At 57.1% G+C, this 22,663-nt stretch carries 16 protein-coding genes; all 16 read right to left on the reverse strand.

The annotated features are described in order from the left end of the window. Positions 1-9: 9 nt before the first annotated feature. The 16 genes from ASD54_RS22235 to ASD54_RS22310 all read right to left on the reverse strand — a co-directional run bounded on the left by ASD54_RS22235 (position 10) and on the right by ASD54_RS22310 (position 22,661). The gene (locus ASD54_RS22235; protein WP_062556738.1) at positions 10-1,050 is read right to left on the reverse strand and encodes an ABC transporter ATP-binding protein; all 1,041 of its coding nucleotides are present in this window, start codon (positions 1,048-1,050) and stop codon (positions 10-12) included. Positions 1,051-1,064: 14 nt separating this feature from the next. Continuing rightward, on the reverse strand, positions 1,065-2,204 hold the full coding sequence (locus tag ASD54_RS22240; protein WP_156379346.1) for an ABC transporter permease: 1,140 nt from the start codon (positions 2,202-2,204) through the stop codon (positions 1,065-1,067). Positions 2,205-2,265: 61 nt separating this feature from the next. After that, on the reverse strand, positions 2,266-3,252 hold the full coding sequence (locus ASD54_RS22245; protein ID WP_062556739.1) for an ABC transporter permease: 987 nt from the start codon (positions 3,250-3,252) through the stop codon (positions 2,266-2,268). Positions 3,253-3,397: 145 nt separating this feature from the next. Further along, positions 3,398-5,302 carry an ABC transporter substrate-binding protein gene (locus ASD54_RS22250; RefSeq protein WP_062556740.1) on the reverse strand — a complete coding sequence of 635 codons (1,905 nt, stop codon included), beginning with the start codon at positions 5,300-5,302 and terminating at the stop codon, positions 3,398-3,400. A 124-nt stretch (positions 5,303-5,426) separates the two neighbouring features. After that, entirely contained in the window at positions 5,427-6,479 is a 1,053-nt protein-coding gene (locus tag ASD54_RS22255; protein WP_062556741.1) for a LacI family DNA-binding transcriptional regulator, read from the reverse strand. A gap of 10 nt (positions 6,480-6,489) precedes the next feature. Continuing rightward, positions 6,490-7,725, reverse strand: coding sequence for a CehA/McbA family metallohydrolase (locus ASD54_RS22260; RefSeq protein WP_062556742.1), 1,236 nt, complete (start codon positions 7,723-7,725; stop codon positions 6,490-6,492). After that, positions 7,722-10,787, reverse strand: coding sequence for a glycoside hydrolase family 38 C-terminal domain-containing protein (locus ASD54_RS22265; protein WP_062556743.1), 3,066 nt, complete (start codon positions 10,785-10,787; stop codon positions 7,722-7,724). The genes ASD54_RS22260 and ASD54_RS22265 overlap by 4 nt, the downstream gene beginning before the upstream one ends. 65 nt (positions 10,788-10,852) lie before the next feature. Then, positions 10,853-12,106 (reverse strand): glycosyl hydrolase family 28 protein, encoded by a 1,254-nt coding sequence (locus tag ASD54_RS22270; RefSeq protein ID WP_348272050.1) that lies wholly within the window; start codon positions 12,104-12,106, stop codon positions 10,853-10,855. 226 nt (positions 12,107-12,332) lie between these two features. After that, positions 12,333-13,976, reverse strand: coding sequence for a Na/Pi cotransporter family protein (locus ASD54_RS22275; protein ID WP_062556745.1), 1,644 nt, complete (start codon positions 13,974-13,976; stop codon positions 12,333-12,335). Between the two features lie 199 nt (positions 13,977-14,175). Next, positions 14,176-15,216, reverse strand: a complete 1,041-nt coding sequence (locus ASD54_RS22280) for a sn-glycerol-3-phosphate import ATP-binding protein UgpC (protein WP_062556746.1) — start codon at positions 15,214-15,216, stop codon at positions 14,176-14,178. After that, on the reverse strand, positions 15,216-16,064 hold the full coding sequence (gene ugpE / locus ASD54_RS22285; RefSeq protein WP_062556747.1) for a sn-glycerol-3-phosphate ABC transporter permease UgpE: 849 nt from the start codon (positions 16,062-16,064) through the stop codon (positions 15,216-15,218). The genes ASD54_RS22280 and ugpE overlap by 1 nt, the downstream gene beginning before the upstream one ends. Before the next feature lie 7 nt (positions 16,065-16,071). Continuing rightward, entirely contained in the window at positions 16,072-16,953 is an 882-nt protein-coding gene (gene ugpA, locus ASD54_RS22290) for a sn-glycerol-3-phosphate ABC transporter permease UgpA (protein WP_062556748.1), read from the reverse strand. Positions 16,954-17,109: 156 nt separating this feature from the next. Next, entirely contained in the window at positions 17,110-18,414 is a 1,305-nt protein-coding gene (ugpB, locus tag ASD54_RS22295) for a sn-glycerol-3-phosphate ABC transporter substrate-binding protein UgpB (RefSeq protein ID WP_062556749.1), read from the reverse strand. 253 nt (positions 18,415-18,667) lie between these two features. Continuing rightward, positions 18,668-20,116, reverse strand: coding sequence for a sensor domain-containing diguanylate cyclase (locus ASD54_RS22300; protein WP_062556750.1), 1,449 nt, complete (start codon positions 20,114-20,116; stop codon positions 18,668-18,670). Between the two features lie 140 nt (positions 20,117-20,256). Beyond that, positions 20,257-21,417, reverse strand: coding sequence for a glycosyltransferase (locus ASD54_RS22305; protein ID WP_062556751.1), 1,161 nt, complete (start codon positions 21,415-21,417; stop codon positions 20,257-20,259). Next, positions 21,414-22,661 carry a glycosyltransferase family 4 protein gene (locus tag ASD54_RS22310; RefSeq protein ID WP_062556920.1) on the reverse strand — a complete coding sequence of 416 codons (1,248 nt, stop codon included), beginning with the start codon at positions 22,659-22,661 and terminating at the stop codon, positions 21,414-21,416. The genes ASD54_RS22305 and ASD54_RS22310 overlap by 4 nt, the downstream gene beginning before the upstream one ends. Between the last annotated feature and the right edge of the window lie 2 nt (positions 22,662-22,663).

Genomic DNA, 22,663 nt, shown 5'->3' on the forward strand with positions numbered 1-22,663 from the left:
TGGTAACAGTCATTCTGCGGCCTCCGAACGAAACTCTTCGGCGAAATGACAGCGCGACATCTGGCCATTCGGAAACCGGACTTCCGGCGGGGTGATAACATTGCAGATTCCGCCGACGGCCCGCATGCAGCGGGGATGGAAGGAACAGCCCGGCGGCACATTGAACGGATCAGGCACGGTGCCCGAAATAGTCTTAAGGCGCCGCGCCTTCTGTCCGCCGAGCTTCGGAATGGAGCGAAGCAAGGCCTGCGTGTAGGGATGTTTGGGCTCATAGAAAATTTCGTCGACGGTGCCCGTCTCGACCACACGCCCGAGATACATCACCGCCACGCGATCCGCGATGTCCGCCACCACGCCGAAATTATGCGTGATGAAGACGATGGCCATGCCCAGTTCCTGCTGCAACGACTTGAGAAGATGTAGGATCTGCGCCTCGGTCGTCACATCCAGCGCCGTTGTCGGCTCATCGGCAATCAGGAGCGTGGGGTCACAGGCAAGCGCCAGTGCAATCATCGCACGCTGGCGCATGCCGCCGGAGAGATGATGCGGATAACGATCGACGATATCGTTCGGGCGGGGCATCTGCACCTTGGTCAGAAGCTCGATGGCGCGCGCTCTTGCGTCTGCCTTTGAAACATTCCGGTGCAACATGACGGTGCGCATGATCTGCGTGCCGATGGTGTGAACCGGAGACAGTGCCGTCATCGGCTCCTGGAAGATCATGCCGATTTCGTTGCCGCGCAGGTCACGCATGGTGCGGCTCTGGCGGTCTTCGGAAGAGATCAGAACCTCTTCGCCGCTTTTGCGACGAAACCGAATTGCGCCGCCGGCATCGAGCGCCTGTTTCGGCTGCAGCCGCATGATGGAACGGGCCGTGACGGATTTGCCTGAACCGCTTTCGCCGACGATACCGAGAACCTCACCGCGATTGATGTGGTAGGACACGCCGTTGACGGCTTTCACAAGGCCTTCGCGCATGGGGAAGTGAACATTCACGTCATCCAGTTGCAGAAGGCGTTCCGGCGGGAAAGGATTGTTGGTCTGTGTCATAATTTTCTCCTGCCTCAGCGACCATAAGGATCGGCCGCATCGCGCAGGCCATCACCGAGGAAGTTGAAGGCCAGAACCACGAAGATGATGGCGATGCCGGGTGATAGCAGCCAGGGCGCCAGACTGATGGAGCGCAAGTTCTGCGCGTCCTGCAGCAGCACACCCCAGCTGACGACGGGTGGACGCAGGCCGAGACCGAGGAAGCTGAGCGCCGTTTCACCGAGGATCATTTCCGGGATCGCGAGGGTCACGGCGGCAATGATATAGCTGGTCATGGCAGGCAGCATATGGCGCGTGATGATGCGGTATTCCGATGCACCGGCCAGCCGTGCGGCGAGAATGTAATCCTCATTGCGCAGGGCAAAGAAACGGCCACGCACGACACGCGCCAGATGGGTCCAGCCGATCAGGGCCAGAATGAATGTGATCAACACATAGACGAACAGCGGATCCCAGGCGATTGGCAGCGCAGCCGCCAATCCCATCCAGAGCGGAATTGTCGGGACAGAACGGATGAACTCCATCAGACGCTGAATGAGAGCATCAACGAGGCCGCCATAATAGCCGGCGATCGCGCCGATGAAGAGGCCGATGACGAAGGAGAATGCCACGCCGATCAGACCAGCGGACAGGGTAACGCGAGCGCCATAGAGCAGCCGCGTGAACAGGTCACGTCCAAGGGAATCCGTACCCAGAAGGTTCACCTTCTGGCGTTTGTCGGCAGCACCGAAGAGATGGATCTTGGTGGGAACCAAGCCAAGCAGATCGTATTCCGGTCCTTCGACAAAGAAGCTGATCGGTACGATTTTCGTCGTATCTCGCTCATAGATCACGCGCGCCGTTTCCGGGTCGCGGGAGCGTTTCAGCGCATAGATGAACGGGCCCTGGAACTTGCCATCGTGGAACAGGTGGATGTTTGCCGGAGGCACGAACGTGTTCAACTTGTCGATGTCAGCCGGGCGATAAGGCGAAATGAAATCGGCAAACAGTGCCGAGAAGAAACAGAAGATCAGAAAGAACAGCGAAGCCATGGCAAGCTTGTGCTTGCGGAAGCGCCACCAGATGAGCGTCCACGGCTTAGCCGTATAGCTGCGGCCTTCCTTCGTGGTCTGCTCACCGGCAAGAGGCGGCACTTCGCGTTCTTCGGAAGCCATGACGGCATCGTAAATCGGATCGGACATGGTGTTGGAAATCTGGGTCATGAATCTAGTCTCCTTACGCCATGCGAATGCGCGGATCGGAAACCGCAAGCAGGATGTCGGATAGCACCGTGCCGATGACGGTGAAGACGCTAAGGATGAGGATAAAACTTCCGGCCAGATACATGTCCTGCATCTGCAAGGCTTTCAGAAGCAGCGGGCCTGTTGTCGGCAGGTTGAGGACCACGGCGGCAATGATATCGCCGGAGAACAGAGCGGGAAGCGCCCAGCCCACCGTCGAGATGAATGGATTGAGAGCAATGCGGACAGGATAGCGCCAGACAACCGTGCGTTCGGTAAAACCCTGCGCATATGCCGTTTCGACATAGGGCTTGCCCAACTCGTCCAGCATGTTGGCACGCATGACGCGGATGAGACCCGCCGTGCTGCCAAACGCCAAAACAACGATCGGTACCCAGAGATGTTCGAGCAGATCGACGAACTTGCCCCACGACCAAGGTGCCGTCTCGTATTGTCTTGAGAACAGCCCACCGACATCCATGTTGAAATAGGCGTAACCCAGCCACATCAGGATGAGCGCCAGCATGAATTCCGGAATGCCTTTGCCGATGAAGCCGAAGACAGTGAAGATGTAGTCAAAGAACGAATACTGGCGCGTCGCGGAATAAACGCCGATCGGGATCGCAATGATCCAGGTGAAGATCATCGAAAGGGTGGAGATCGCCAGCGTCAGGCCGAGCCGGTCCCAGATCATGTCCTTGACGTCCATGTTCCATTCAAGCGACCTGCCGAAGTCACCATGCATGACGATGGCACTGATCCACCGCCAGTACTGCACCAACAACGGATCGTTGAGGCCGAACTCCTGCCGCATCGCCGCTTCCTGCAGTTCAGTGATGTATTCGCCCGAATGCCGCAGCTGCGCCACGTAGGCGGTGACATAGTCGCCCGGCGGAAGTTGGATGATGACGAAGGAAATGAAGGACACGAAGATCAGAGTGGGAATGGCCCACAGGATCCGGTTGACGATGAGGCTGAGCATGGCTTCCCTTTCCGGGCACCGGGCGCATGGTCACCGGGCCTGTTGCCACGAAAGGTGACAAAAGGCTCGCCGAAACAGCTTTGGTCCGGTTCAGTTCAATGGAAAATGACGCCCACGATCACCAAGTGCCGCGGGCGTCTCTTCATCATTTTGCGAAGAAGAACTGCGCCGGGAAGGCCAATCCTTCGCCGCGCGTCACGTCGTCGTTGATCAGACCGTCGCGGACATTCTTCACGGTATTCTTGGCAATGACCAGCGCCGGGGTTTCACCCACGAGACCAATGACATAACCCTGTTCGACAAAGGTGCGGATCATCTCGTTGACGGCCTTGTCCGCCTCTTCCTGGGTGCCCGCAACGGAAGCCTTTTCCCAGGCAGCCCAGAGCTTGCGGATCGGATGATCCTTTGGCGGCTCAATGCCCGATACGCCCTTGGTTTCGTGCCACTTGTAGTATTCCTGACCGTATCCATCGTCACCAAGGATGAGGCGCGGATCGGAAGGCACGATGGAAAGGCGGTCGAAGGAGGTGTACTGCATCTCGAAGCTGTTGTTGTCGCGGTTTGCATCGAACGCCGTACGGTCGATAATACGCGCCTGAAGCTCGATACCGATGTCCTTCCAGCTGTTACGAACCAGTTCCAGCGTGTTCGCAAACGCATCCTGGTTGGCTTCAACAACGATGGTCACGCGCTTCCCATCCGGGCCCAAGCGGAAACCGTCGGCATCCTTCTTGTTCAGACCGATCTGGTCGAGCAGCTTGTTTGCCTTTTCGGGATCGAATTCAGCCCAGTGCTTTTCAAGGTCTTCCTGATAGTAAGGTGAACCGGAGACCGGCGATGCAGAGCGCGCTTCTCCGAGACCGGACTGGGCCAGCTCGTTGATCGTATCGCGATCGACACCGATGCTCAGCGCCTGACGGAACTCGGCCTTCGCATACAGCTCCTGCAATTGCTTGTTCTTGGTGGTGAGGTTGGGCACGAGCGACCAGACTTCGGAGTTGGTCCACTTCAGAACCTTGTAGTTCCCCTTCTTCTCGTTTTCCTTGTAGAAGGTGAAGTCACCATTGTTGGTGAAGCGCTGTTGCATATCCAGCTGGCCCTGCACGACCATCAGGTTGAAGCTTTCCTGCGCGTCGAAGAGCTTGTGCTCGACGCGATCGATATAGGGCAGTTGGTTACCCGCCTTGTCGACCATGTAGTAATAAGGATTGCGCTCCATCACCATGACATCGGCCGGTGGAGGTGTCACGATCTTCCAGGGCGTAATGACCGGCAGAGCGGGGTTCTGGTTCCAGGCCGTGATCGGGCCCTTGGAGCCCCACAGATCCTGCCACTTCTTGACGCCCTTTTCCGAAACGGCCTTGTCGAGAGCGGCCTTGTCCACATACTTCGGATGGAAGTTCTTCAGGTAATGCTTCGGCTGAATGAAGGTTGGGCGGTCAAGGCTTGGCTCTCCAATCGAGTCCTTCGCCATGATCGTCAGGAAGTAGACGTAAGGTGTTTCGAACGACACCTTGAAGGTGCGCGCATCTACGATATCGACCTTCATCGGCTTGCCGCCAGGCGCATAAAGCGTATCAATCACCGGCACGATGTCACGGTTCATGAACACGTCTTCATACCAGAACTTGACGTCTTCCGTCGTGACCGGCTGGCCGTCGGACCACTTGAGGCCTTCAAGAAGCGTGAAGGTGAATTCCTTCGCATCCGGGCTCATCTTGTAGCTTTCGATGAAGGTTGGCATCAGCTCAAGCTTGCCATCCTCGCCCATGACGAATTTCACGGCGCGTTCTTCAAGCAGCTTGGTCGGACCCCAGCGATCGCCAGGCCCCTTGTAGGCGCGATGCCACGTGCCCCCAAATGTACCTGCCTCACCGAGATCCAGCACACGGGGCTTTGCAGGAAGACGCTTTTCAACCGGCGGAAGCTTCCCGGCCTTCACCTGCTCGGCCAGCATCGGCGACTCCTGAAACGCAAGCGCCGTCGTGGCGGCACAACTCGTCAGAAGAGCAACTATTGATGCAATGAAAATTTTTCTATTATTGCGCATGCCCGTCCTCCCAGATGGAAAAATTTCGGCGATAACCACTATATTTCCCATTAAATCGCCCTGAAACGGACGATCTTTCATCGGAGTGTGAAAATCAAGGACAAAAATATTTTCATTTTTCGCATCAGCGAAGGAGGTTCGATGCCGCGCTATCCCGCTCGATGAGACGGCAACCCAATTCAATGCGTTGGGTCGGGTGATCGTGTCCGCTGATAGAAAGCCGCTGCTCCAACGCCTTCAGTGTGGCCACGGCGAGCGAGTCGAGCGGAACCCGGACTGTCGTCAGAGACGGAACTGTGAGGTCGCCTGGGGCGACCCCGTCAAATCCGACGACGGCGATGTCACCGGGAATCTGGAAACCTTGCGCCTGTAACTCGCTCAACGCCCCGATCGCAAGATTATCTGCGGCACAGAAGACTGCCGTGTGGCCATCCAGGCCGCCGTGGCGAGAGATGAACGACCTCAACGCCTCCCGCGCATGGTCTGGTTCATACCCATCCGCATAAATCGTGCGACCAAGGTCCATTGGAAGGTTCTGTTCCATATAGGCATCATGGAAACCGTCGAGGCGCCGCATTATGGTACTGCGTCCGCGCCATGTCAGATGAAGAATGCGCCGGTGGCCGCGCGAAAGAAGCCACTGCGTTGCAAGCCGTGCTGCATAGCGGTTCGCGGGCGCAACCGTATCTACCGACATGGTCGGGTCTTCGCCATTGAGTAAGACAATGGCGTAGTTCGAAGCCGCGAGCGGCCGTAGAAGTTTCGGATTATCATCGTAGACGAGGATGATCCCTTCTGCGTTGACCGCCTTGGCGCCCGCAAGAATCTCTGCCGCGTTCAACTCAGGTGAGCCGTTGTGCGCTACGATCTTGATACCGCGCCGCTCGCATTCGCGGGAGAGCGCAGTCAGCAGCGTCCACGAAACCAGGTTGATGTCGTTGTGCGGCAGATTGCCGGGCGGCACGGCAAGGTAGATCGTGCTGAGGGAGGCGATTGCGCCTTTCTGCTGCCGCTTGGCGAGATAACCCAGCCGCCGAGCCGCCTCCAGAACCTTGATCCGAACCTCGGCGGAAATCGGCGCCGTTCCATTCAGCACGTGCGACACCGTGCTGAGCGCAACGCCCGCCTCCTTGGATACATCCTTGATGCCGATCTTGCGCTCTGTGCGACGGTCCAAATTCTATCCCCTATTCGGCGTAAAATGGATTGGTGAACAGCTTGGGTTCCTTGCCATGCCACACTTCGAAGCGAACGAACTGTCCCTCGAAGCGGTGATCCAGCACAAAGCTTGCGGCATCGGCGTGTTGTACACCAATCTGCCCCTTCTCGGTAATCACCCGAACCTCGTCTCCTACACTCAGGCCACTGAATTCGACCGGAACACTTGTGCCAACAGACACCTGCGAACCAAAGTCGGGAGTAGTTTCGCCAAATGGCTTTGCCATCGCTTCGTCCGGCGAATGACATACGACATTGCGACCCGCCCGAACCGCCTCGAGGATCGCCGCAATAGAATGGCCTTTCGACAGAAGCCGGTTTGCGGGCCGTCCATGACGACGACGGTTCTTGAGATGGAAATCGCTGCCACCCGTCGCCGGGATCCGACGGCCCTGCACCAGCAATTCCTGCCAGAATGCGAGCCCCTGCTCGTTCATCACGGACCAGTTGCCGTTCCAGATTTCGTAGGCATCGAAGCACACATCGAAACCTGATTGCCAACGCCCACCATCGGAATTCTGAAATGGGTGGTTGATGACAATCGTTGCCCCGTTTGCCTTCGCCTCCAGCATCTTGTCGGCAACATCTTTCGGCGAGCGGCAGCGCCAGTCCTCGACGGGTTTTGCCACGCCATGAAAGTTCGTGTGGCCATAGAAGGAGGTCAGTTCCATCGCGGGGATGACCAAAATGTCGGGATCGTCCGGGCGAATGAAATTCTGCGAAATGGTGTTGTGGTCGGTAATGGATACGAAATTCAGACGCGCGGCGCGGGCGCGGTAGATTGCATCCAGAACCGTGACACCGCCATCCGAGTGCTCCGAATGACTGTGCAACTCCCCGACCAACCACTGCTTCTGTTTGTTGATCAAGCGGATCTGGACATCAACCTTGCAGTTCGGCCCGATTTTCACGATCCCGAGCACCACATGCCACGAGCCAGGCAGCGGCCCTGCATCATAGCCCGGGGTCGCGCGATCTTCTTCAACCGTGATGTGGCCGCGTTCTGAGCCGGTCCATCCACGCATGCGGCCGTTTCGCGCGACGCCGAGATCGATCACGCTGCCACCGCCGCCGAAGGGATAGTGATAGCTGACTTCGATGCGGTCTACATCAGGACCAACCTCGAAGGGAATTTCGACAAAGGATTTTTCGCCTTCCGGAAATGCGTCGATCGTTACATCGATCTGATGATAGGGCGCGTTCATGACTTGCCAGTTCCTGTCAATTTCAGTGTCACGATTTCAAATGGTTTGAACGTCAGCGCCACATGACCATCCGGGGAGATCTGCAATTGCTGCGGGTCGCGTTCGAGGAGATCCACGGTCTCGATTGTTGCGATGGCGCTATGAAGCCGAAGCGCAATTGTTCTCTGTCGTGCTCCCGTCTCCCACAGGCGAACGATGAGGGCATCATCGCCTTCCGCCCGTTTGACCGCTTCGACTGCGACGCCTTCTCCTTCAACCTCGAAGGGCAGCGCAGCCGCAAAGCGCCCAGAAACCACGCGGAGTGGATTGTTGAATTCCTCGGCTGCCTCATGGACTGCGACGAGATTGCCATCATGCAACATCAATGCATAGCGGAAGCGATGTTGGCCCTGATCTGCCTGCTCCCATGGATAGGTCGGCGAACGCAGCAACGTCAGTCTCAGCATATTGCCCTTGGCGTCGTAGCCATATTTGCTGTCGTTCAGCAGAGCCGCACCAAAGCCCGGTTCCTGCATCGATACCCAGCGCTGCATGGAGCATTCGAACCTTGCGCGATCCCAAGATGTGTTTCGATGGCTTGCCCGGCTGACATGGCCAAACTGGATCTCAGCCTCGACCGTTGCAGAGTTCAGCGCCAGCGGGAAGGCAGTCTTCAGCAGCGTATTATGCTCATGCCAATCGATATAGGTATCGAACTCCACTTGCCGCGCGTCCGCTTCAAGAGAAACGATCTGTACAATACGCGAGTTTTCATAAGCCCACTCGAAACGGAGGGCCGAGCGCAGAGGCCCCTGCTCCACAATCCGGCAATCAACCGGAGCGCCCAGCTCATAGGGCTGATCCTCGAAATCGGCATCGATATCCCAGGCATCGAACTGCACGGGCATGTCACGGAAGATCTGGAGCTGGTTCGCAATCGCTCCTGACGGTAGCAATTCCCGATCTGCGAGACGGTCGAAAATCGAGGTAATACCGCCCGTGTCATTGAAGCGCACGACAAGGTTCGGGTTTTCGAGCGAAGACAGCGTCACAACGGGCGCCGGGCCCTGTTCCGGCGATGCTTGAACGGAACTTAGGCCGAGCGCCGCCGTGTTGGCAATTGGGATGGCGAACTCTTCTGCGCCATCCGCGCGATGTATGACCTGCCGAGAGGCAGCGCCAATGTCCTGCGTGGTAACGGCCAGACCACTGCGCAGGCGCGGCAGCGTATTCAACACGGAAAGCCCCTCACCTGTCCGCAAGGCATCGAGAAGTTCGGCAGTCAGCCGTGCAGCCGTTTCAAAAAACTCTGCATAGTCGCGGTCACTGTCATCATAGACCGCGCCGATGGAGGAACCCGGCAGGATATCGTGAAACTGGTTCAGCATCACAATATCCCAAAGCGCGCGAATTTGCCTCAAGGGGTAGGCATGACCCGCTTGCCGCTGTGCGAGAACAGCCAGCATTTCGATCTCGCGCAAGGCGATTTCCGCCAGACGGTTGTTGCGCTTGTTCTTGGCAACCGATGTCAGCGTTCCACGATGGAACTCCGCATAAAGCTCGCCGACCCATACTGGATAATTCTCGGGGTTTGCCTTCATCCGCTCGATCAACCGCTCGAAGAAGGGTCGCATCGGGGCGTGTTCAACTTTCGGGCAGCCAGGAATGCCGCGTTCCATGCGCCGAATGTTCTGCAGCATTTCCCGCGTTGGGCCACCACCGCCGTCACCGTGGCCATAGACCAGGAAAAGTTCTGTGTTCAACTCTTGCTGGCCGTGCCTGCGCCAGGTGCCCATGACGTGGCTGGGTTTCAGATCCGGGCAGTAGGTCGTGCCGATGCTTCTTGAGTCGTAAGGCTGCGTTGTCAGGAAATAGGCGGGCACTTTCGTGCCATCGATACCCTGCCAGAACAGGGTCTCATCCGGCATCCGGTTGGTATCGTTCCAGGACAGCTTGTGTGTGACGAAACTGTCGAGGCCCGACTTCTCCATCAATTGAGGCAGGGAAGCGGAATAGCCGAACGTATCTGGCAACCAAACCATGCGTGGGCGGATGCCAAAGGTCTTTTCATGATAATCGACACCATACAGGATATGGCGAACCAGGGCTTCGCCACCGGCAATATTGACATCCGGCTCCAGCCACAGCGCGCCTTCGATCTCGAAACGGCCCGTCTTTACTTCAGCCTCGATCCGCTGGAACAGTTCAGGATAATCGTGTGACAGATAGTCCAGAAGCACGCATTGGTTATACATGAAGCGGTAGTCTGGAAAGTCCTGCATCAGCGCCAGCGCCGTCGCCATGGAGCGAGCCATTTTCTGGCGCGTTTCTCGCACCCGCCAGAGCCATGCAACATCGATATGGGTATGACCCGTCACGGTGATCGTCGGCTTCGCCTCGAAATCCAGCGTCTCATAAATAGGTTGGGCCGCAAGTCGTGCCGCAGCAACAGAACGGAGGAAGCGCGCATCATCGCCTGGCCGAAGGTCGACCAGATCCAGCGCCTTCTCCACATGGTTCATGATGAAATGACGGCGCGGATCATCTTCGGCCAGAAGGCGTGCAACATCGAGCGGTGCGCGCAGATCATAGTAGAGATCATCGACTTCAAGATCATGCGTGTAGAGCGCGCAGGCGAACCCCAGCTGCCTGCGGTCTTCGATCGTTCCAGCTTCAATGAGGATATCAAAGGCCTCGCCTCTTTTGCTCTCAGCGGTGAGCAGAAACTCGCGGTGATTTCCGTCCACTCCTTGGCGTATGGCGCCATTGACCCGCACGAGACATTGCGGATCGCTTCTGCCCATCACGCTGCCAAACGCCGCCTCTACTCTGACGACGATGCGTTTTCCTTCGGCTTCTGGCGGAAGCGTGATCTTGCCACCGAACCAGTAATAGCCATCCGGTTCACCCCAGATGAGATCCCGGGACACGGCCGTCCATCCGGCACGATCGCTGGCCACCATGGCAGGGCGATTGGCCGCGGAACCGGGCGCGTAAACCAGCGGGACATTGATGTCCAAAGGAGTAAAGATGCGCTCACGCAGGCGCGCCAGCAGGTTATCAAGCTTCTTCAGGCGTTTCATGAGGTCATTCCAGATGCAAGGTCAGGAGCAGATAGGTCTGTGTCGCAAAGCCCTAGCGGTAGCTTTCACGACCACACTGCAGCTTCGCGCTCGCGCACGACGATAGCCTCTGCGCCCCAACCAGACGGAAGCGGCGATGGGCGCCGGAATTCGACGTCGGAAAGCTGAAGCCCGACCACGTTCAATGCGAAGAAAGCAGGCATGCCTCCGGGATAAGGCACAAGACCGATCACCTGCCCGTTCTCGTCCTTGACGAAGGCATTGGCGCGACCTGCAGCATCTGGCGAAGGGGCCAGATCGAAATGCGTCGGGCGCATGTCATACCGTTGCCCACGGAAGCGGCCATCCCGCTGGTCAATCGCCAGTTTCCGGAAGGACACGTTGCGAATGCCGGACGCGCTGTCAGCAACAATGTTGATCGCGCCCTCCATCGTGCCGGTGATGTTTTCGAAGACGATATCCTCGACAGAGCCTGCGGGCGTGCCCGGCCGCCGGTCCACGACATTGATGGTGATCGCTTCGCCCGACCCCCAGAAACCGTCCGGCGTCTCGCTGGCCTCAAGGCGAATATTGCGATGAACGATATTGCGCACTCGGCCACCGTCTCGCGAAAAGATGCCGAGCGCGCGATTTGAGCGAACGATCTCGCAATCCTCGAACAGGATGTTTTCGAAATCGCCGTAGCTTTCGGTGCCGATTTTCAAGGCACAGCTTCGGCTTTCGATCCTGCTATCGCGAACCGTGATATCCCGGCAGGCACCGACGGCTTTGCCATCCGATCCCCTGCTCGTCTTCAGGACGACGCCGTCGTCGGCAGTCGCGATATCGCAGTCACGGATGGAAACGCGTTCGCAGGAGTCGATCACCATGCCGTCCGTATTTGGCATCTCTCTGTCATTATCCACTTTGACGCCGCTGATCGTCGCATCATGGGTCGAGATCAGGTGGATCGTCCACATCGGAGAGCTTCGGACCGAGAAGTCGGAGAGAGACACATTCCGGCAACGATCGAAGACGAGGACCCTTGGCCGGTGCGCCGCCGGAATATGCGTGCCCATGTCGTCCAGCCGACCGACAACGTAATCCGGTCCAGGCGCCTTGATGACGCCCTTGCCCGAAATGCGCACATCGGCGGCATCCTGCGCGAGAATCATCGCTGTGTTGGAGTCTTCGGCAATGACATCAATCGTGTTGTCGGCATAAGCCGCATAATCGGACAGAAACTGGAGCACTGCACCTTCGGACAGGTGCAGATCGAGACCGCTTCGTAGCCGCAGCCCCCCTGATATGTAGAGACCGGGCGCAAGTACCAGCCTCACTCTATCTCGCGCGGCCTTATCGATCGCTTCCTGTAACGCAACGGTTTGACAGCCTTCTAAAGCAATAAAAACATTTTCATTGCGTGACATGGCTTAATCCTCCCCAGGCATGCAAATGATGCAATGGCGTAGAGTTTTAGCCGGATTATCGAGCCTTACAAGTGAAAATAGGCGATCAAGCGCAAGTAAATTCGCTGGTATCACGCTCTCAATAATGAAATTATTTTTATTCCGCCGCTTTCAAGCGACTTTCAACCAGGAGACCACTTTCATCTAGGATGGGATGCGCCACGGAAACGATGTGCGCATTGATGCGCTTGAGGTCGCGTAGCAGATCAAGGTGCAGCGAGCTGGTCTGGAGGCTCTCGGTATTGCCTTCCTGCAATCGCTTCAAATGCTGCTCGGCGGACTGCTTTTCCATCCGGCGAACTTCGACCTTGATTTCCATCATCCGCTTGGCAAGCGCAAAATCTCGGGTAACGAAAATGGTCTGCGCAACGCGCAGGTTGTCCAAGGTAAGGTTCATGAGCTTGGTCAGCTCGGCATAACCATCCTCCGAAAACTTCAAACCAAGCGAGATCTTCTTGCTGATCTGCGGAACGAGCCCCTTTTCGATGATGTCGCCGATATGCTCGAGATTGATGGCATAGTCGATGATGTGGATCGAGCGTCGGCTGTTTTCCTCATCCAGTCCAACGCGGCCCAGTTTGGAGAGATAGACCTTCACTTCCTGCTGAAGATTATCGACGCGCTTTTCCAGTGGCCCCACGTCTGCGAGTTGCGAGAAGTCGCCGCGAGTGAATGCGTCGGATGTCTTGATCAGCATCCGTTCGATCAGGTCGCCAACCCCAAGCACTTCACGCGTGGCACTTGCCAGCGCGACAACGGGTGTCGATAGCTCTGCCTTGTCGAGGAAACGGGGTTGCGTGTCGTTCTCGACCTCCTGCGGAATGAACTTCGCCATAGCGTTAGACAGCAGCGAGGAAAACGGCCAGGCGAGCGCTGCCAGCACAAGATTGAAGGCGAGATGCGCATCAACCGCCAGCATTGAATGGGGCGTTGGGAGTGTTTCCAACAGAGAACCGCCGTAGCCTGCAAGTGGAAGTGCAACCGCGCATCCAACACCGCGGACCACCAGATTGCCGAGCGTGACGCGTCGCGCGGGTGCTGCTCCTCCAAGCGAAGCGATAAACGGTGGAATGGCGCCGCCAAAATTCGAACCCAGTACCATGACGACAACCAGTCCGGTTGGTACTGTTCCAGACGCTGCCATCGACAGGATCAGGATGACAGCCGCCAGACTGGAGGACGATACGAAGGCGATAAAGGCGGCGAGAGCAAACGCCACGATCCAGGCATTATCCAGAAGGCCGATGAATGCCACCAGCGCCTCCGAATGCCGCAGCGGTTCGGTTGCAGCGCTCATCAGATGCAGAGACAACAGCATCAAGCCGATACCGATAAGGGCGCTGCCAAGCCCTTGGCGGCTGGTCGAGCGCCCGCGATAGACGACGATCCCGATAAAGATCAGGAGGGGGGAAAGCCAGCCGATGCCAAACCCTACAATCCAGGCGGTGATCGCGGTCCCGACATTTGCGCCGAGAAGGACGATTTGCGCCATGCGTGGCTTGATCAGATCCTTTTCGACAAAGGAGGCTGTCATCAGCGCCGTCGCGGTAGAACTTTGCAGGGCAATAGTGGCAAAGAAGCCGGAAAAAAAGGATCGAAAACCGTTTTTTGTGCCGGATGCGAGGCCGGTCCGCAGTTTTCCGCCGAAGGCTCTGGAGACGCCATCCTTCACCTGTGCGAGACCGAAGAGCAGCAATGCAACTGCTCCAAACAGGTTTATCATGACGGCTGTCGAGCCCATTTCTCGTCTCTTTCTCTGACTCGCAAATCGGAATCGAGCGAACAGTATCTCAGGATTCAGCCAAAACTCTGAATGTTACGTTAGCGCCGGGCGCACTTTGGTCCTGACGATTCGCACGATGAACAGACTATCACCATCTGCGCGGAAAGATGCTGCTCGCGCGACCTCAGGAGACCACGCGAGCGACGGCTGGTACATTTCAGTCTATGCGAACACCATTTGCGTCGAAGTAGTGGAGATCTGCCGCAGACGCTGCGACCGACAGCTTATCACCCGTTTCGATCCGCGAACGGCCAGAAACACGGAATGTGATATCCGCACCGGACGGCAGGGTGCCGTAGACATAGCTTTCTGCTCCAACCAGCTCCACTGCACCGACGGTCACATCGGCGCTGAAGGCGGCATTGGCAACAGAGCCATCCTGCAGTTTCAGATCCTCGGGACGAACGCCAATCGTCGCGGCCTTCCCGGCACTGATTTGGCCCAGCGCAAAACCGCCGCGAGCAACATCAATGAGGTTCATGGAAGGAGAGCCGATGAAGGTTGCCACAAAGGTGGTAGCTGGTCGCTCATAGAGTTCGATCGGGGTTCCGACCTGCTCGATCTTGCCACCGTTAAGAACAACCAGCCGGTCGGCCAGGGTCATGGCCTCCATCTGGTCGTGCGTGACATAGACGCTCGTCGTTCCCAGTGCGCGCTGAAGACGCTTGATCTCGACACGCATCTGAACGCGCAGTTTGGCATCGAGGTTCGACAACGGCTCATCGAACAGAAACGCTGATGGTTCGCGAACGATCGCGCGACCCATGGCGACACGCTGACGCTGACCACCGGAGAGCTGGCGTGGCTTGCGCTCCAGATACTGCTCGATTTCCAGCGTCGCAGCAGCCTTCTTGATCCGCTGATCGATGACATCTGCTGGAGTGTTGCGGTTCTTCAGGCCGTAGGCCAGATTCTGGCGCACCGTCATGTGCGGATAGAGCGCATAGTTCTGGAAAACCATGGCGATATCGCGCTCCGACGGCTCCAGGTCGTTGACCACGCGGTTCCCGATGGAGATCTCGCCCGACGAGATACCTTCCAGACCGGCAATCATGCGCAGAAGCGTGGACTTGCCGCAGCCGGAGGGGCCGACCAGCACGAGCAATTCGCCATCTGCAATGTCGAGCGACACGCCCTTGATGGTTTCTACCGCGCCCGCATAGGTCTTGCGTACGTTATTCAGGGTAATCTTGGCCATTACTTTTCAGTCTCCACAAGGCCCTTGACGAACCAGCGCTGCATCAGAACCACCACCAGAATGGGCGGGATGATAGCAAGGATCGCCGTGACCATGACATAGTTCCACGGGGTTGCTGCGTCTGCGAAATCCACCATCTTGCGCAGACCAATGACGATGGTCGACATGCGTGCATCATTGGTTACGAGAAGCGGCCACAGATATTGTGTCCAGCCGTAGATGAAGAGGATAACGAAGAGCGCCGCGATGTTGGTACGCGACAGGGGCAGCAGGATATCCTTCATGAAGCGGAAGGGGCCTGCATTGTCGATACGAGCGGCTTCGACCAGTTCGCCAGGAATCGTCAGGAAGAACTGGCGGAACAGGAAAGTGGCGGTGGCCGATGCCATCAAGGGAAGCGTCAGCCCCATGTAAGTATCGATCAGCCCCAGATCGACAATGACCTTGTAGGTCGGCAGGATGCGAACCTCGACGGGCAGCATCAGCGTCACGAAGATCATCCAGAAGAAGACCATGCGGAACGGGAACTTGAAGAACACGATCGCATAGGCCGAAATGAACGAGATGATGATCTTGCCGATGGCAATGGCGAGAGCCACCACAAGCGTGTTGAACAGCATGCGCTCGAGGCTGACGCCAGCAACACGCTCAACACCGCCTGTCATGGCGCTGGTGTAATTTTCCACAAGGTGGTCGCCGGGCAGAAGCGAAATCGGCGGCCTGAGGATCTCTGCCGACGTCATCGACGAGGCAACGAAGGTGTAATAGATCGGGAAGGCCACGATAATGATGCCGATGATCAGCATCAGATGGCCGAAGAGGTTTGCGATAGGTCGTCTTTCGATCATCTCGGCCTCACGAATAATGCACGCGCTTCTCGACGAAGCGGAACTGGAATGCAGTCAGGGCAATGACGATGATCATCAGGATGACCGACTGGGCTGCGGAGGAGCCGAGGTCGAGGTTTACGAACCCGTCATTATAGACCTTGTAAACCAGGGTCTCCGTGGCCTTTGCCGGGCCACCATGCGTGACAGCATGAATGATGCCGAACGTATCGAAGAAGGCATAAACGGTATTCACCACCAGCAGGAAGAACGTCGTCGGCGCCAGCAACGGGAACACGATGGTCCAGAAGCGCCGCGATCCGCGCGCACCATCAATGGCTGCAGCCTCGATAAGAGACTTCGGAATAGCCTGCAGGCCCGCAACAAAGAACAGGAAGTTGTAACTGATCTGCTTCCAGGCCGCCGCGACGACCACCAGAACCATTGCCTGATCGCCATTCAAAAGCGGATCCCATGCAATGCCGTTACGGCGCAGGATATAGGCGAATGTACCCATGGCGGGGTTGAACATGAACAACCACAACATGCCGGCAATGGCGGGCGCTACGGCATAAGGCCAGATCAGAAGCGTGCGATAGAAGCCCTGGCCTTTCGTGACGCGATCGGCTGCTGTTGCCAGCGCAAGCGCGACCACCATAGCAAGAATTGCCGTGGCGGCGCTGAACACAACGGTTACCTGCAGAGAATGAATATAATTCTCATCCGACAGGACGTACCGGAAATTGTCCAGTCCAACAAAGCCGCTTGCAAGACCAAAGGGATCTTCCCTTTGCATCGATTGATAAAGCGCCTGACTGGCAGGCCAGAAAAAGAAGATCACTGTCAATATGATCTGCGGTGCGACCAGCAGATATGGCAGCACCTTGTTGGGAAAAACGACGCGTTGCACGGCGGCTGTCCTGTGAATGCGCGAGCCCGGAAGCAGATGTGCCTTCGGGTCAATCCACGCGATTTGAAATCAGGGAACGACAGGCATATCGAGGCCCGCCTGTCCCGGCAAAGGCAGCCCGCGACAAATCCATGTCGCGGGCGCCTTTTGGAGAAGTTAGCGGCGAGCCTGCTTGATGGCAGCGTTGCCGCGTTCAACGATCTTGTCCATCGTTGCCTTCGCGTCCTGCTTGCCTGCGAGCAGAGCTTCATATTCTTCGTTCATGATGTCACGCACCTGCGGGAGGTTTACGAGACGCACGCCCTTGGAGTTTTCCGTCGGAGCCTTGCCCATCATCTGAAGGATCGGCGTTTCGCGGGCCGGGTTCTTCTCGTAGAAGCCAGACTTCTTGGTGTCCTCATAAGCAGCCATCGTTACCGGCAGATAACCGGACACCTGGTGCAGACGAGACTGGATCGGGGTCTGGGACAGGAAGTTGAAGAACTGGGCAATGCCCTTGTATTCGGCATCGCTCTTGCCGCCGAAGACCCAGAGGCTGGCGCCGCCTGGGATCGTGTTCTGCGGACGGCCTTCGCCCGGATAGTAGGGCAACTGACCGATGCCGTAGTTCATGCCGGACTTGATGATGTCGCCCAGACCGCCGGAAGACTCGGTCATGATGCCGCATTCACCAGAGGTGAAAAGCTGCTTGGCTTCGGATGTACGACCGCCGTAACGGAAGGTGCCGTCCTTTGCGAGTTCAGCCAGCTTGCCGAAATGCTCCACGAAAAGCGGGGAGTTGACCTTAAGCTGCACATCCGTGCCACCGAGGCCGTTCTCATTCGTTCCGTAGGAGACGTTGTTCCAGGCCGCCAGGTTTTCGGTCTGGATCCAGGTCAACCAGGTGGATGTCATGCCGCAAGGGCTAGCGCCGCTGGACTTGATCTTCTTGGCGGCTTCAAAAATTTCTGGCCAGGTCTTCGGCGCAGCATCCGGGTTCAAGCCCGCCTTCTTGAAGGTGTCCTTGTTGTAGTAAAGGATCGGCGACGAAGAGTTGTAGGGGAAGGACAGCATGGTGCCGTCCGGCTTCGAATAGTAGGCTACGATACCAGAAAGGTACTTCGACTTGTCGAACGTGAAGCCGCCCTTCTTGAGGACATCGGCAACCGGCATGACGGCACCTTCGGCACCCATCATGACGCCGCTGCCTGCATCAAAGACCTGAAGGATTGCGGGAGCCTGCTTGGCGCGGAATGCGGCGATGCCGGCATTCAATGCTTCCGGATAGGTGCCCTTGAATACTGGTACGATCTTGTACTCGGTCTGGCTTTCATTGAATTCCTTGGCGAGCTGCTCCACAACTTCGTTGTTGGCGCCCGACATGGCGTGCCACCACTGCAATTCGGTGGCTGCAAAGCTTTGCGTCGCTGCCAAAATTGCACCTGCTGCGACGGCGCCTGCATAGAACGTGCGATAGGACATTCATTCCTCCCTGACATTTTTCATGGCGTGGCATTCAAATCTTGATGGGCCACATTCGTTGGTGGCGGACCTCCCCAGCCTCCAAGATTACTGTTTTAGAATGTCAGAGCCAGAAGGAGAAGTGAAAGATTGCAAAGCTGTGCAATTTTTGTTGAAAACGTCGAGAGCCACGGAAATCAACAATCCTGTCAGGGTCTTAAAGCGGCTATTTCAACTTTTGGGCGCGAAGTTCCGCTGTGAGCGGAGAGCATATTCAACGTTTGGCGCGGATCATGGGGCGGAATGCTTGCTGCTCGCGCTTGTTTTCATACATCAAGGCATCTGCACGCCGCACCACGGACTCGATCTTTTCGCCTTCGTCACTCGTGGCAACGCCAATCGATATGCTGAGAGGCGTGTTCGAATAGAACTGATTGTTGATCTTCAGAAGCTCATTCACGGTGTCTGCCATGGCCGCCGCCGCGACCTTGTCTGCACCGGGCATGAGGATCGCAAACTCATCCCCACCGATACGGGCGGCGTGATTGGGGCGGGAGACGGCGCCTGTCACCACCTCACCGAGACGGCGCAGCAGAGCGTCCCCGGCGTCGTGGCCCATCGTGTCATTCGTTTCCTTGAGGCCATTCAGGTCCAGAATGAGCACAGAGACCGGGCGCAACGGCTTGCGTTCCAATCTGTTCAGTTCGTCGATGTAGAAAGCCCGATTGTGAAGCTTGGTCAGGACATCATGCTTGCCGAGATATTCGAGATAGGCTTCGGCCTTTTTGCGCGCCGTGATATCGGTCAGCGCCACCTGCACCTGAGCCCAATCGTCCTCGTGACCGGGAAGCACGGAGAATTGCAGCAGAACGTGCTTTTCAGCCCCATCCAGCGCGTAGTTGACCACCTCGCGCTGATGGAAGAGATTGCCGTTCCATAGCTCGATCAACTGCTCCTTGAAGTGCTTCTCCATTTCATCGCGAAAGATTTCACCCTGACGGTGCAGAAGCGTGTTGCGGTCAGGCGCACAGAAGAGATCAAGCGTCGCCTGATTGACGTCGATGACACGGATCTCACTCATGCACTGGCGAATGAATTCCGGGTGCACATCCGTAAAGACACGGAAATCGCTGATGCCGCGATCGCGCAGATCCTCCAGCATGTGCTTGATGCGGCTGAAATCTTCCACCCAGAGCGATACCGGCGAATGCTGGAAGATACCTTCCGCATATTGACGGTTTTCTGCCTCCCTGCGGCGTGCCGTTTCTCTTTCGGTCACATCTTCCGTTGTCAGCAGGATCCGCTCCAGCGTATTCTCATATCCCGGCATCACGATACCACGCAGCTGGATATCGAGCCTATGGCCAGAAATCGTATAGTTCACAGCCGACCCTGCGAACTCGGTTTGCCCCTCGAACAGGGCTGAGAGCTCATTGATATGGCTCTCCAGCATTTCGCCGCGAAATATCTGCCCAAGACTCTCAACCAGATGGGCCTGGTCGGTCGCGCCGAAGAGCTCGAGCGTCTTGCGATTGACAGCAATGACCCGGATCAGACTGGCGCAGGCCGCAACGCGTGAGAGGTCAGCCCGCAAGTAGGAACGAATATCGTTGATGCCAGCGGCTCTCCACGCCTGCAACTGACGCTGTACGTCGCTAAAGTCTTCCATCCACATTGCAATGGGAGCAAGATTGAAAAGATCAGACTGATCGTTCGGTGTCATGGGAGAAAGCTTTCAAAACGACAGCGGCAGATTTCGATTCGGTAGACCGCGTCTCCAGTCTGATGTTTAGCCATCAAGAAGCAAGGCATCAGGACAAATTTATGATCCTGTGTTGTCTTAAGGCTGCGACGAACGGCAGCTCAGATTTTCAATTTTTCCATAATTCTGGATGCCGTGTTCGCTGCACCATCCAGTGATAGTGCGGGCTTCATTCGCTGCGGCGAGCAATCTGCGGCTGAGATAGCCGCCGCGAGGGTCGCGCCATTCAACCTTACCTCTGACACGACAGTCGCAAAACCGAGCGCTTCCAGCTTCTCGGCCCGAACGCTTTGTTCCGTCTCTCCACCTGACGCAAAGGGGATCAGCACGTTATTGCAGCTCGCCCGCAACAGGTCACAAACGGTATTGTACCCTGCTTGCGAAATGGACAACTGAGCATTCATCAGCAGGTTCGGAAAATCCTTGCGGAAGCGAAACAGGCTGACGCTTGCAGGCGTCTCGCGCTCAATCCGTTCGAAATCCGCCTGCGGCATATTCGGGCCCGTTATGATGCACCACCGACGTGTGTCGGAGAGCTCGACGCGAGCTGCAATCGCGGCTTCGATCAATTGCGCACCGACCGCGCCGCCACCCGCCGAGACGACGACATCAAAACGATCTTCGCTGGGCTGCGGCGGTTCCGGCGCGACCAGCCCCGTATAGAACACCTTGTCTGCCACGCGCCTTGCGAGGGGAAATGTGTCTTCCAGACGAACAAAATTCTCGTCGCCATGGACCAGGACCCCGTCGAAATGCTCTTCAATCAGGGTCGCGGTTTCTTCATCGCGGCCGGGCTTTCGATTTTCCTGCAGGATATCCCGCACCGAGCTAAATAGCAGCGGCTTGCGCGGATGCGAGCGAATGGCCTCCAGCAGCGGCAGAAGTTCGAAACGCATCTGGCGACGCCCGAATGGAAATGCCTCGATGATGACGGCGTCAGGATCTGCTTGGCGAAAGGCAGCGAGAAGCATCTCAACGCGCAAGCGCATAAACGGCTCATCCACCGGATTGCCACTCGCGTCAGACAGACCCGAAAAGCTGCTGTTCGACGACAGGATGACCGGCAACTGAACGTGACGGACGCCCTCCCCCGGAAACCCCTCTATGATACTGCCGCCAGTGACGACGGTGACATCCAGGCCCGCCTGCGCCATCGCCTTCGCAATACGGCTTGCACGCACAAGGTGCCCGATGCCCAGAAGATGCTGCACATAAAAGAAAACGCGCTTTCGGCTATCGGAGGCTTGCACAGCGGATGTCATGGGATCTTGGACCAGCTTGTCGTGAACAGTCTATCGAGATCGCGAATGCTGTTGTGATAATCGAATTCGCTTCGTACTTTGGCTTCGGCAGTCGTCGACAGCCGGTCTCTGAGCGCCGGATCGCGAATCATCCGATCCAGTGCGCCAGCCAGTTGGTCTATATCTTCGGATTCCACGAGAAGACTGTTCGTCTCGTTCTCGAACAACTCGACGATGCCCGACACTGTTGTGGATACTACGGGCAGACCCTGGCTGGCTGCCTCAACCATTACGTTCGGCAGGCCGTCACGGTCACCATCCGACGTGACACGGCAGGCAAGCGCAAATAGATCACTGGTCCGGTAATGCTCCAGCACATCCCGTTGATCCAGCGCACCTTTCCACGTCAACCGCTTCTGGAGATCCAGTTCATCCGCAAGCGCTTTCAATTTCGAAAGCTCGTCACCACCGCCGATATGGGTGAAATGCCAGTGCAGATCAGGCGGCAATTTGGCAAGCGCCTTCAGCAGAACGTCATAACCCTTTTTCTTGACAGCACGCCCGACGCTGAGGATCTGCACAGGATCGAACGCATCCGCACCGGTTCGTGAAGGCCTTGACCCCAGAAAATGCGGGAATCGATCAAGATCCAGCCCATGATAGCTCAGATGGACATTGTTACGGCCCCTCGAAAGCAGGGTCAGCTGTTCGAAACCAACCTTCGTGCACGTTACCGCCCAGTCGGCATGCGCCAGTTTTTCCTGAAGCTCCCAATCTTGCGATGTCCAGATGTCCTTGGCATGGGCCGACACTGTCCACGGCGTACCGCTGATCATGCTGGCATAGCGCGCGACCGAGGCTGGTGTGTGAATGAAATGCACGTGGAGCCACGCCGCATCGCGCGGCCATTCTGCCACAAGCACCGCAGCTTGACCGAAACGCCGGAAACGGTTGCGCGAAAAATCCCGCTTCACATCCGCCCAAAAGGCTTTCAGCGCGCTGGCAAAGCCCCTGGCGCGGCAAACCCGCACCAGCGCCTTCAGAACACGAAGCGGTTCTTCGTGCAGATATTCCGGGAGATACCAGACCTTGGCCTTGATCTCGTCGTGAACCGGATGGCGCTTCTTGTCGGTCGGCCTGCGCATGGCCACCAGTTCCAGCGGATAGCCCGCACGCTCCAGACCGAGCAGTTCCTGCGCGATAAAGGTTTCCGAAAGACGCGGATAACCCTTCAGCAGCACGACAATCTTCTTCTTTTCGGTCACGG

Source organism: Rhizobium sp. Root149 (assembly GCF_001427345.1).
In the GTDB taxonomy this organism is placed as follows: domain Bacteria; phylum Pseudomonadota; class Alphaproteobacteria; order Rhizobiales; family Rhizobiaceae; genus Neorhizobium; species Neorhizobium rhizoryzae.

Bases quoted from the DNA above. Each gene is read 5' to 3' on its own strand.
- ASD54_RS22235 (WP_062556738.1), bottom strand. From the start codon at position 1,050: ATGACACAGACCAACAATCCTTTCCCGCCGGAACGCCTTCTGCAACTG.
- ASD54_RS22240 (WP_156379346.1), bottom strand. From the start codon at position 2,204: ATGGCTTCCGAAGAACGCGAAGTGCCGCCTCTTGCCGGTGAGCAGACC.
- ASD54_RS22245 (WP_062556739.1), bottom strand. From the start codon at position 3,252: ATGCTCAGCCTCATCGTCAACCGGATCCTGTGGGCCATTCCCACTCTG.
- ASD54_RS22250 (WP_062556740.1), bottom strand. From the start codon at position 5,302: ATGCGCAATAATAGAAAAATTTTCATTGCATCAATAGTTGCTCTTCTG.
- ASD54_RS22260 (WP_062556742.1), bottom strand. From the start codon at position 7,725: ATGAACGCGCCCTATCATCAGATCGATGTAACGATCGACGCATTTCCG.
- ASD54_RS22265 (WP_062556743.1), bottom strand. From the start codon at position 10,787: ATGAAACGCCTGAAGAAGCTTGATAACCTGCTGGCGCGCCTGCGTGAG.
- ASD54_RS22275 (WP_062556745.1), bottom strand. From the start codon at position 13,976: ATGGGCTCGACAGCCGTCATGATAAACCTGTTTGGAGCAGTTGCATTG.
- ASD54_RS22280 (WP_062556746.1), bottom strand. From the start codon at position 15,216: ATGGCCAAGATTACCCTGAATAACGTACGCAAGACCTATGCGGGCGCG.
- ugpE (WP_062556747.1), bottom strand. From the start codon at position 16,064: ATGATCGAAAGACGACCTATCGCAAACCTCTTCGGCCATCTGATGCTG.
- ugpB (WP_062556749.1), bottom strand. From the start codon at position 18,414: ATGTCCTATCGCACGTTCTATGCAGGCGCCGTCGCAGCAGGTGCAATT.
- ASD54_RS22300 (WP_062556750.1), bottom strand. From the start codon at position 20,116: ATGACACCGAACGATCAGTCTGATCTTTTCAATCTTGCTCCCATTGCA.
- ASD54_RS22305 (WP_062556751.1), bottom strand. From the start codon at position 21,417: ATGACATCCGCTGTGCAAGCCTCCGATAGCCGAAAGCGCGTTTTCTTT.